Here is a 10,535-nt window from a genome sequence, read left to right as displayed (position 1 = left end):
AAGCGGGCCAGTCCCCAAACATGGTGAGATCAGGCTCATTCCAGCCTGATCTCTGCTGAAATAGTCCAATCCGAACAATTGGTGGACCGCGACTGGCTATGCGGACGTGTTGTCCAGAGCTTCCTTAAGCCTATAAAACCAGTAAATAAGGCCATCTCTAGAACGAAGACGAATTTCCGCCCTAAGCGATCCGCTAAATTACCAAACAATGAAGCGCCAATCAGGATTCCAAAAAGAGTTGCAGCTCCAACAGCCCCTCTAAGTGTGGCTGGCAAGCCTAAGTCCTTCTCAATTAAAGGAAGCGCTACACCAGTGAGGAATACAACCATACCCTCAAAAAGCTTGCCGGCAGCAGCCAATCCCCAGATACTCCATTGGGTTGAGCTTAGGGGGCGTGGGGGCGTTTCATCAATGTGATCCTGTAATTTTTTCTCTAGAGTCCCATGCTCAAGGTAATTTACAAATTCGACCATGATAATTGAAAAGTAGATATCACCTTACAGCTAAATAGTTAAGAATGAACTAACCCACCTTTAAGAGTTAAGTAGTCAGGGACTCCAGAAAAAGGCAAATCCACTGCGCTGCAAATGGTCTCAGCGGTTGGAAGCCGAAAACTGGCAGGGGACGCGGCAATCGCGGATTGCCGCCACGGATAATGGCCACACATGTAGCGAAAGCAGCATAACGGTCAGCTCTCAATCAAGGACTTACACCTGCGTTCTTGCGGCACCCTTGACCCTGACGCTTTGCCTGCCAGCTCAAGGAAAGACCCCAGCGCTCGGGCTTCACCAAACCCACGCCAGCAGGGCAGTGCCGACCCCCTGAGGTGCATCCCCAGGCACAGCAGAATCGGATTTGCCCCTCGGTAGCGATGCCCCGAGAGCAAATTGACGGGATGCCCACCACCGGAGGAGGTCCCGGGTCAGGGGCACCTGAAACCCTTTGGCCTTGCGGCCTGCGAATCTTAACGTCCGTCAGGAAAGCTCGCAGTCACGTGCAGATCAGTCTCGAGCGTCAAGAAGAACCCGGAGATGGAGAAACCTGGCCGGTGTTGGATCCTGCTCAGAGGCAGTTCACCACCTCCTGATGGGATCGCCATGCCAACCCTGCAGGGGTCGCCCTCGCCTGAAAGATTAACAACATGGGTGTCATTGGCTTAGGGATTCCTTAACCCCCAACCATCCAAAGGCTTGGTTCTCGTGAGCCTTGGCCCTGATAGCGGGCAGAAGCCAGAATCTGCCTGGCTGTGTTGAATGGTTCGTCCGGCCGCGTACAACCTCGCAAGCTATTTGGGGGTATCCTCTGCGCGTTGGGGTGATTCCGTGACCTTCTTCAGCAAACTCGGGATCCAGTCCAAGCTGCTGGCTCTGGTGCTGGGAGTGAGTCTGATTTCGATCACCCTCACCGGCTTGCTGAGCTACGTGAGCGCCCGCCACTCGATGGTGGAAGCCGCCAACCAGCAACTGCTCAGCCTGCGTAATGCTCGCGCCGAGGCCATCAGGAGCTATTTCGAAGGCGTCCGCGCCCAGACCCTGACAATGAGCTATCAGAAAATGGTTGTGGATGCGATCTATTCCTTCAAACCGGCGATCGAGAAACTCGAATCCAGCCAACTTTCACCTGAGCAACTCAATACTCTAAAAGGCAACTATAGCAACGAATTCTTGCCGAATTTAAAGAAGAAAATAGGTGGCAATCCCAAGCTTGCCACCTATTTTCCACCAACACCAGCACCCCAGTACCTCAAGTACTGGTACACCGCCAAAAATCTTCCCCCAGACCGCAGATCCAGGCTGAACAACCCCGGCGATGGCAGCGATTACAGCCGCATCCACGAATCCTTCCACCCCCGCTTCCGGGTGATCGCAGATGAATTCAAGTACTACGACATCTTCCTGATCGACATCGACAGTGGTTTTGTGCTCTACAACGTCTCCAAGGAAGTCGATTTCGGCACGAACCTTCGCACAGGTCCATTCTCCGATACTGCCCTCGCCAAAGCCTGGGACATGGCCCGCCAGTCAAGGGATCCAGAGTTCGTGGGTCTGGTCGACTTCGAACAGTACAAACCCAGCTACGGAAAGCCCTCGGCCTTCATGACCACGACCATCTTCGACGGTGACAAGTTCGTGGGTGCCCTGGTGATTCAGTTGAGCTCCGAAAAGATCGACGCGATCATGAATGCCAACAGGAAGTGGCAGGAGGTGGGCCTGGGAAAAACCGGTGAAAGCTTCCTGGTGGGCCCGGACAACCTGCTGCGCTCCGCCACCCGTTTCTTCATTGAAGATAAGAGCGCCTACCTGAAGACCCTCAAGGATCAACGGGTGAAGGACGACACTCTGGCCCTGATCAAGACCGCTGACACCCCGATCCTGATCCAGAGGGCTGCCACCACCGCGATCCAGCGGGCACTGGCTGGCTGGAGCGGGCTGATCAGCTACACCGATTATCGCGGCGTCCCCGTTCTCGGGGCCTACCAGCCCATCAAGTTCGGCAACTTCGACTGGGCCCTGATCGCCAAGATGGATCAGGCGGAAATTTTCAAAGGTGTCAATGATCTCAGCCGGTTGCTCCTGATCGCCACCGCGATACTGATTCCTTTGATCACACTGTTCTCGATCCGGATGTCGCGCTCCTTCCTCAGGCCGATCCGCCGGCTGATCGCCGGCACGGAGGAGATCGCCGCCGGCAAAAGCGGGGTCCAGGTGGAGGTTCGCTCCGATGATGAATTCGGTGAACTCACGACTTCCTTCAATCGAATGGCAAGCTCGCTGGACGAGAAGGAGGTTCAGATCCAGAAGCATGTGAGCCAGAACGATCGCCTGCTGGCGACGATCCTGCCCCCCATGGCCGCCGCACGCCTCAAGAGCGGCCAGGAGGACACGGCTGACATCTTCCCCAACGTCACGGTGCTCTACGCGAATGTCGAAGGCTTCGATGCCCTCGCCGCCCAGCTCTCTTCAGAACGGGCGTTCGTGGTTCTCAATGAGCTGATCGATGCCTTCGATGAGGCCGCCGAAGGCTTCGGGGTGGAGAAGATGCGGACGATGGGCTCCACCTACCTGGCGATCTGCGGCCTGTCGGTGCCCCGGGTCGACCATGCCAAGCGAACGGTCGACTTCGCCCTGGCGATGCTCAAGATCATCCGCCGTTTCAGCCAGTCCCAGACCCTCGATCTCAGCCTAGACATCGGAATCCACTCGGGTCCTGTCTCAGCAGGGGTGGTTGGCAAGACGAAATTCAACTATGAAATCTGGGGCAATACCATCAACATCGCCAAGCAGATCCACCAATCCCCGAAGCAGAACGTGATCCAGGCCACCGGATCGCTCTATGACTCCCTCAATGGGCTCTACCGGTTCGAGAAGGTGAAGGTGGTTGAGGCCGATGAGATCGGCTCCCTCACGATCTGGGAAGTGACACCCCTGGAGGAGACGGCCACCGACGGGGCTCCCCTGGCAGAGGTGGGCTGAAGCCATGGTCCAATCCGCCCTTCCGCCGAACACCCTGGGCTGGGTCTTGGCATTGGTGCTGGGTTTCCCCCTGGTGATGATCCTGCTGGGGGAACTGATCCTGCGCCTGGAGCGTCGCAAGGCCCAACTGGCGGCTCCGCTGGAGATCCTGCGCCAATGGGTGCTCCCCTCCCTGGCCCTCTTCATCATCCTGGTCGAAGTGCTGCGGCTGCAGCGTTCGCAGGTGTTCGTCCGCCTCACCGAGACCTTCCTGTGGATCACGGTGATCTACGCGGCGCTGACCCTGCTCAACGTCATTCTGTTCACCGGGGCCCAGCAGGACAGCTGGCAGGCCAAGGTGCCGCAGCTGCTCCGGGACCTCGGCCGCCTCGTGCTCGTGGGCATCGGAGCGGCAATCGTGTTCTCAACGGTGTGGGGGGCCGATCTGGGCGGATTGCTCACTGCCCTGGGGGTTGGCTCCCTGGTGCTTGGGCTTGCTCTGCAGGACAGCCTTGGCAACGTGTTCTCGGGCATCTCCCTGCTGTTTGAGCAACCCATCAAACTCGGTGACCGGATTCGGCTGGGGGAGGTTCAGGGCAAGGTGATCGAGATCAACTGGCGTTCCGTTCATATCCTGACGGCCGACATCGATCTGATGGTGGTTCCCAATGCTGAGCTGGCGAAGGGTACCTTCACCAACCTCAGCCGCCCCACAGCACTGCGAGGAAACCGACTCTGCTTCTCGTTCGATTACAACGACCCCCCCAGCAAGGTGGTGCAGCTCCTGCTGGAGGTGGCCGAAGAGATCGAGGAGGTGCTCGCGGCGCCACAACCCACTGCCGTCCTCGATTCCTACGGAGAAACCGCCATCTCCTACACGGTTTGTCTCTACAGCCCCGACTTCTCCAGTGGCCTGCGGGCCGTTGAGGCCTTCAACACCAGGATCTGGTATGCCTCACGACGCAAGGCCTTCACCATGCCCTTCCCTCCCCAGGAGGGCGCCCCCTATGAAACCCGCCCGCTTGCACCCGAGGAGCTGGGCGTTCTTCACAGGAACCAATGCTTCGCCGGCCTGAGCACTCCCCTCCTGGAGCACATCGTGGAGAAGAGTGTGGTGCTCGAATACGCGGCCCAGGAGCGCGTGCTCACCCAGCACGCCAACCTTCCTGGACTGTTCCTGATTCTCGAGGGCCAGGTGAACCTGATCCTGGAGGGCCTCCCGGGGGGGGCGCGCCTGGTCGGTGTCCTCTCTGTCGGTGAGCTTTTCGGGGTCAAGGCCTCCCTGCTGTCGGATCAAACCAGCGACAGCGTGATTCAGGCCGTTGATCATCTCCGCGTTCTCCTCATCGATACCGTGACGCTCCAGGCAACAATGGAGCAGTCCCCCAAGCTGGCCCAAGACCTGGGAGAACTGATGGAACTGCGCCGGCGGGCCATTGAGACAACCCGGCTCAAAACCTGAACTCCCCTTTCCAATCACTGACCGTCTGTTGGCGCCGAGCCCGCCGGGGCGAGGTGCCGTGGGGATTCCGATGGGTGTCAGGTCGGATGGGTTTGGGTGGCGCTGCCCACTGAAGACGACGTCACTCCCCATCCATTGCCGCCCACTGGGTTGATGTTCGCGCTTTAAGTGAGTGCATACTAGTTGGATATTCATAAGAAATTCCTTGGTCATGGGACCGTCCCCGAGCGGATCCACCGGTTTTCGCACCCCCGCATCACCGGTGGAGCTCCTGAGGCAGCGGCTGTTCCGCCGCCCACAGGCGGCAGGTGAAGGGCCGCTGAACAGTTCCTTTGGTCGCACCCTTCACCAGTGGCTGGACATGAACTGCTGGAGCCCCCAACAACTCTCCAGCCTGATTCAGATCAGCAGCCAGAACCGTCTGCAGTCGTCGGCGATCGAAATCGACAACATCCTGCGTTGCGCCACGATCGATATCCAGTCGCGCCTGTTCCGGTCCCTGGCCACGGTGCACCAGGGCGTCACCATGGGCAAGGCCAGCGAGGTGGTGACGGCGTCCCCTGATCCGAGCCAGGACACCTTTCTGCTGGCCTACGCGGTGCCGATCACCACCGACAGGTCCGCCGACCTGGCCAGTTGGTGGTTCGGGCTCTACTGTGGCGAAGCCTGGGCCAGCACAAAGCTGAATCCCCCTTTGCCGATGCCTTCGGTGATTGGATTGTCGGTGGAACTGAGTTATCTGGTTCGTCAGGCGATTGTCGAGACTCACCGGGATCCTGTGATGGAGCTGCAGAGGCTTTCGCGGCGGATCTTTCCGAAATCTCGGGCTAAATCGGAAGCATTCAACAACTGGGCCCTGGGGATGAACACCCTTAGGGGTGATGAACTGCACGACACGATTCATCTGATCATGCACATCGTCAACCATTACGACAGCTCCGTTAAGAGCATCGAGCAGCTGCTGCGCGCCGCCGCCGACCTCAAGACGCAACGCGCCCTGGAAGGGTTCCAAGAGCGTCCGCGCTCGTAGCCAGCAGCATCCCTGGGGCTCATCCGGTGCTGGAACGGGTTGACCCCACCGCGGCCCCGCTGACAAGGGTTGGCTGATTGCTTCTGCTGTGCCGGGTTCGGCAGATTCGATCGGTTTCAGGTGGCCAGCTTGCACTGCACTTCCTTCACCGGAATCTCCTGACAATGAATCCGCCAGCATGGACGCCTCCTAAGATTAATCTATTTACCAACTTGGTTTGCCCATGTGGACCCTTGCCATCCCGATCTGGGAATTTGTGCTCCGCGGTGCGGTTGTTTACATCTTTCTGCTGGTCATTCTGCGACTAACGGGGAAAAGGCAGGTCGGCCAACTCGCTACTTTTGATCTGGTTTTGCTTTTGGTGCTCTCCAATGCTGTGCAGAACTCCATGAATGGTGGCGATAACTCCTTGGTGGGTGGGCTCATCTCTGCTGTGACACTTGTGACAATCAACCACTTTGTTGGGATTGCCACCAGTCGTAGCAAACGCCTTGAAGCCTATATTGAAGGACACCCGGAAATACTGGTTCACAATGGTAAGGTGTATCCACATATTATGGCCCGTGCCAAGCTCTCCCGTCATGAACTGGACGTAGCTCTCAGGGCTGCAGGCTGCGTCTACATCAAGGATGTGCACGTGGCAATTCTAGAGAACAACGGATCCATCACTGTCCTGCGGAACCACCCCAGAGGTTCTGCTCAGGCTGTCAACACTGATGCTGATTCACGTTGACTCCATTGCCTTCGACATCAGCCGTGAGCCTCCGACCCATGTGCCCGCGATGGGCTGAGCTGGGTGTGACAAGCAGCCAGGGCAAAGGAGAACGGCCCGGATCGACATGGCACGACTCAGTGAAGGCACCCCAGTGGCACAGAAGATCCTGGACCCAGCTTGATTGTTGGCGAAGCAGATCCTAAAACTTACACGGAAGCGATGATTCCAGGAAGAACCGGAACTGCGTCGATCAACTGCCAGGCTCCTTCCTCGGGATCAAGACTGAGCATCAGAATACCCACCAACACCCCACCCAAGGAGCCATCCGCTTGGAAGCAAAAACGCGGCCATGCTCATCTGATCACGATATCGGCTGGGTCTCGCTTCTGAGATGATGATGTGAGCGGTGGGATGATCAGCCCTGCGGTGGTTCCGGCTGAGCAGAGTCTGGACGATGGACAGGTTTTTGAGCGACCCAACACCCCAGAATGTCACCTCCCGGCCTCGGTTCAGCGCATTTCGGAGCACCGATCGTCCAGGTGGTCATGCTTCGTCCAGGCAGAACATCGGTGGGTGAGGTGCTCACCATGGGCGAGCAAGCCCCGGTGCAGCTGGCAAGTGAGCAGCGGGATTCCATCGGGCTCGGCTTGGTGACAGAACCAGTGGCAACTCAGGCAGAACTTGCGATGGCTGCTGGGTAGCAAAACCTCCAGATCCAGGTAAAGCCATTCATCAATCGGTACCTCCCGGGACGATTCAGGCCAGGGTAGGGCGATTCGCGTCATCTTCCGCAACTGCCAGTAGGGCGCACGACCCTATGGGTTCGGTGCTGTCGGGTCCATCTCGCCAGGCTCATGCTTAGGTGTTGCCCCATACGTGGGTGCGCGCTCAGCGCCTTTCCCATCTCGGTTCAGAACTCAGTTGGTGCCGTTCCTTAGCGATTGTCAGATTGTGATTCTTCCGCAGCAGCAGGCTCACCGGTGACCAATTCTGAGCGTTTGCCCCGTGGTGCTATCCACCAGAACACTGCCAACCGAGTAAGCACTCTGCGGCTAAAATTCTAGCCGGGACTCCGCACTCAGCCCTCGCTCAGTTGTTCCCAGGGCCATCACAGAGCCCAGGATCGGCTTGGTACATTCTGGCACGACTTTCAGCTCCGGGCTAGCAGGTTTCAGCCCTCGAAGCCCAGCCAGACGGGCAACTGCGCGCGCTGCACAGCGGTTCGGCTGTTGATGACGAGCCCCGCTGCCCAGCACGCCCCTCGTTCAACCGAATCTCCTGACAATGACCCTGCTCATAGGACCGCTGGGGGCACCTGGCGCCCCCACCTCTGCCAGCCCCAAGCGTTTGCTGGCCCAGGGGCTGCGTTCAACGAGCTCAAGACGGCTGGGGCAGAAGGGACCCTTGGCCTTGGGATCGCTCAAGCTGGTTGGTTGATGTTCCACGACAGACCTTCACCATGTGATCGAACCCACAAATGCCGTCATTCTGATGATGGTTCCTAGGCCGTCTCCGATCAGCATTCCTTATTGCGAGATGGACAACGGTACAGGCTGTCGTTGTGATGAATTGTCCTATCGTTTCGGCCTCTGCTGGCAACACATCATGCCCTGTTTCCTGCTGCGGGATGGCAGTATCCGTGAGCTTTCAGTTCATCCAGACGGCCTCGAACTGTTCGTCTACACCGACCTCAACCAGCGCACGGTCCATGTGTTGCTTTCGCCCTCCAGTCAGGTGACACTGCTGCGGGCCCAGCCGCGACAACGCCCGATCCCCCTGCGGCAGCGGCAGCGCCTGACCAACGCCAAGGCGGCCTGAGCACAGCTCACGAGCCATCTGCCCCACCCCGCCCGCCAACGGGCGCCACCCCAGGTACCCAGTCACATTCCTGACCTGCTGTTTTAGCCAGAGCCGCAGAGACCATCACCAAAGCCGGTGACGTGGCTACAATGTAGCCACGTTGTGAATGGGGGTGGGCTGTGAGGGCGAAGCTGGTCAGGATTGGAAACTCGCGGGGCATTCGCCTTGCCAAGCCGCTGCTGGAGGAGGCTGGGTTGACGGATGAGGTGGAAATCCAGGCTTCCCCAGGTGTTCTTACGATCACTCCCGTAGCAGCGGCACGGGCAGGGTGGGCTGAGGCAGCAGCATCCCTTCCGACAGAGGGTCTCCTTGATGAAAGCAGTGCTACCAGATTCGAAGATGAGGAATGGGAGTGGTGACTGACATCGCCGTTTCCCGAGGGGATATCTTCCTAGTTTGTTTGAACCCAACGCGAGGGCAAGAGATCAGAAAGACAAGGCCTTGTGTAATCGTGTCACCAGATGAACTCAATACCCATATGGGAACCTTTATCGTTGCGCCGCTTACGACCGGAGGACATCCCTATCCATTCCGCATAGCTTGTACTCTTCAAGGCAAGAATGGTCATATCATCCCTGATCAGCTACGTACTGTAGATCGAGAGCGGTTGGTGAAGCGACTCGGTGTTCTGCCTGACGCCACCCTCCTTCAGGTTCTGAAAGTTTTACAGGAAATGTTTGCTGCGTAGTAGCCTGGCTAACATCCAGATGCAGAAGACGGGATCAAGGGGCTGATGCTCATCAGCACAAACCCCTGCCCGCTTCTGATCTGGAGCGTTGATCCACTTGCAAATCCTAGAGTCAGTTTCCAGCCATGCCATCAGAGCCATTTGGTCTGACGCGCGTGTCGCCGCTGCTGGACAGCGGGTCCATTCAAGACATTCAGCACTTCCTGCCTGAAGCCCACTACTTGCCCTTTGCGCCATCCCATGACCACCGACGGGGCGGGCTGATGACGCAGACGATCCTTTCGGAGCTCTCTCGAGGTGAACGGCTGGCGATCGCCGGCACCTACACCCTGACCCTGCTGGAGAACCTCTGCATGCTCGCCTATCCAGCGCTCACCGGGTTGGCGGTTGACGGGCTGCTGGAGCGAAGCTACCAGGGCCTTTCGGCGCTGATCGCCGTGTGGCTCGTGCACCTTGTCGTGTCCTTCGTACGGCAGCGCTACGACACCCGGGTCTTCATGGGGCTCTATGCCCGCCTTGCCGTGCAAACCGTTGCTGATCAGAACAGCCGCGGCCACGGCACGAGCATCGTATCGGCGCGGGTCGAGATGATGCGCGACATGGTCGGTTTCTTCGAAGCTGACGTGCCGGCGATGTTCTCCCAGGTGGTGACCGTGATTGGTTCGCTGGTGATGCTGTTCACCTTCGACCTCGAGGCGGGATTCATCGCGATGGCGGTGCTGCTCCCGATGGCGCTCGTCAACGCCTGGTACTGGCGCCGCGCGCGCCAGTTGCACCGCGGACTCAACGACCAGATCGAGCGCGAGGTCGAGGATATTGAGGCGGCGCGCCTGCTGCGCCTGCGTCGCCACTTCGGCCGTGTGCGTCGCTGGCATGTGCAGCTGTCGGACAGTGAGTCGTGGACATGGTCCGTGACGGAGCTCGCCACGATCGTCGCGCTCGTTGTCATCCTGATCGACTTCACCCGTTCGCCGGGATTCAGCGCGGGCGCGATCTATGCCGTGCTCGCCTATGTGTTCGATTATCTGGAGGGCCTTGATCACGCTCCGACGTTGGTGAACAACGTCTCCCGGTTCCAGGACATCCGGACGCGGCTGGGCCGCTGAGGATCAACTGATTCAGGTCAAGGACAAGCAGGGTGCCCGGATCAACCTGCTGACGCTGAGATGATCGGGCCCTGCTTCCTTTCCCATGGGCCGTGTGTCCGGCGACAATCAGGTTGACCGGTTGGCGACAAGCTCGTTGGCCGGTTGGGAGCGGGGCTGCTGACCCTGGGGCCGATGCGCATGGCCCTGGTGATGCCGGCACCACTGACGAGCCAACAGATC

At 58.7% G+C, this 10,535-nt stretch carries 8 protein-coding genes and 1 pseudogene; 7 read left to right on the top strand and 2 right to left on the bottom strand.

Annotated elements, in window-relative coordinates:
* Positions 1 to 35: 35 nt before the first annotated feature.
* Together KBY66_RS15325 and KBY66_RS15320 are read right to left on the bottom strand one after the other, a co-directional pair.
* Positions 36 to 473, bottom strand: a complete 438-nt coding sequence (locus tag KBY66_RS15325) for an MFS transporter (RefSeq protein ID WP_255090489.1) — start codon at positions 471 to 473, stop codon at positions 36 to 38.
* A 215-nt stretch (positions 474 to 688) separates the two neighbouring features.
* A pseudogene (locus KBY66_RS15320) lies at positions 689 to 895 on the bottom strand (ArdC family protein); the annotation flags it as partial.
* 427 nt (positions 896 to 1,322) lie between these two features.
* On the opposite strand from KBY66_RS15320, the gene KBY66_RS15795 reads away from it, so the two are divergent.
* The 7 genes from KBY66_RS15795 (at position 1,323) to KBY66_RS15285 (ending at position 10,313) form a co-directional block, all read left to right on the top strand.
* Positions 1,323 to 3,473 (top strand): adenylate/guanylate cyclase domain-containing protein, encoded by a 2,151-nt coding sequence (locus KBY66_RS15795; protein ID WP_255090488.1) that lies wholly within the window; start codon positions 1,323 to 1,325, stop codon positions 3,471 to 3,473.
* 4 nt (positions 3,474 to 3,477) lie between these two features.
* Entirely contained in the window at positions 3,478 to 4,914 is a 1,437-nt protein-coding gene (locus KBY66_RS15310) for a mechanosensitive ion channel family protein (RefSeq protein WP_255090487.1), read from the top strand.
* A gap of 211 nt (positions 4,915 to 5,125) precedes the next feature.
* Positions 5,126 to 5,944 (top strand): hypothetical protein, encoded by an 819-nt coding sequence (locus tag KBY66_RS15305; RefSeq protein ID WP_255090486.1) that lies wholly within the window; start codon positions 5,126 to 5,128, stop codon positions 5,942 to 5,944.
* A 223-nt stretch (positions 5,945 to 6,167) separates the two neighbouring features.
* Positions 6,168 to 6,677, top strand: a complete 510-nt coding sequence (locus tag KBY66_RS15300; RefSeq protein ID WP_255090485.1) for a DUF421 domain-containing protein — start codon at positions 6,168 to 6,170, stop codon at positions 6,675 to 6,677.
* A gap of 1,587 nt (positions 6,678 to 8,264) precedes the next feature.
* Positions 8,265 to 8,477 carry a hypothetical protein gene (locus KBY66_RS15295; protein WP_255090484.1) on the top strand — a complete coding sequence of 71 codons (213 nt, stop codon included), beginning with the start codon at positions 8,265 to 8,267 and terminating at the stop codon, positions 8,475 to 8,477.
* Positions 8,478 to 8,865: 388 nt separating this feature from the next.
* Positions 8,866 to 9,207 carry a type II toxin-antitoxin system PemK/MazF family toxin gene (locus KBY66_RS15290; RefSeq protein ID WP_255090483.1) on the top strand — a complete coding sequence of 114 codons (342 nt, stop codon included), beginning with the start codon at positions 8,866 to 8,868 and terminating at the stop codon, positions 9,205 to 9,207.
* A 155-nt stretch (positions 9,208 to 9,362) separates the two neighbouring features.
* Complete coding sequence (locus KBY66_RS15285; RefSeq protein ID WP_255090482.1) at positions 9,363 to 10,313, top strand: ABC transporter six-transmembrane domain-containing protein; 951 nt, start codon at positions 9,363 to 9,365, stop codon at positions 10,311 to 10,313.
* Positions 10,314 to 10,535 lie beyond the last annotated feature (222 nt).

The organism is Synechococcus sp. Tobar12-5m-g (assembly GCF_024345415.1).
Taxonomy (GTDB): Bacteria; Cyanobacteriota; Cyanobacteriia; order PCC-6307; family Cyanobiaceae; genus Regnicoccus.
This window is presented reverse-complemented; position numbering and strand designations above follow the sequence as displayed.

Excerpts from the sequence above, each read along its gene's own strand:
- KBY66_RS15325 (WP_255090489.1), bottom strand. The coding sequence starts at position 473 with ATGGTCGAATTTGTAAATTACCTTGAGCATGGGACTCTAGAGAAAAAA.
- KBY66_RS15310 (WP_255090487.1), top strand. The coding sequence starts at position 3,478 with ATGGTCCAATCCGCCCTTCCGCCGAACACCCTGGGCTGGGTCTTGGCA.
- KBY66_RS15305 (WP_255090486.1), top strand. The coding sequence starts at position 5,126 with ATGGGACCGTCCCCGAGCGGATCCACCGGTTTTCGCACCCCCGCATCA.
- KBY66_RS15300 (WP_255090485.1), top strand. The coding sequence starts at position 6,168 with ATGTGGACCCTTGCCATCCCGATCTGGGAATTTGTGCTCCGCGGTGCG.
- KBY66_RS15295 (WP_255090484.1), top strand. The coding sequence starts at position 8,265 with ATGCCCTGTTTCCTGCTGCGGGATGGCAGTATCCGTGAGCTTTCAGTT.
- KBY66_RS15290 (WP_255090483.1), top strand. The coding sequence starts at position 8,866 with ATGGGAGTGGTGACTGACATCGCCGTTTCCCGAGGGGATATCTTCCTA.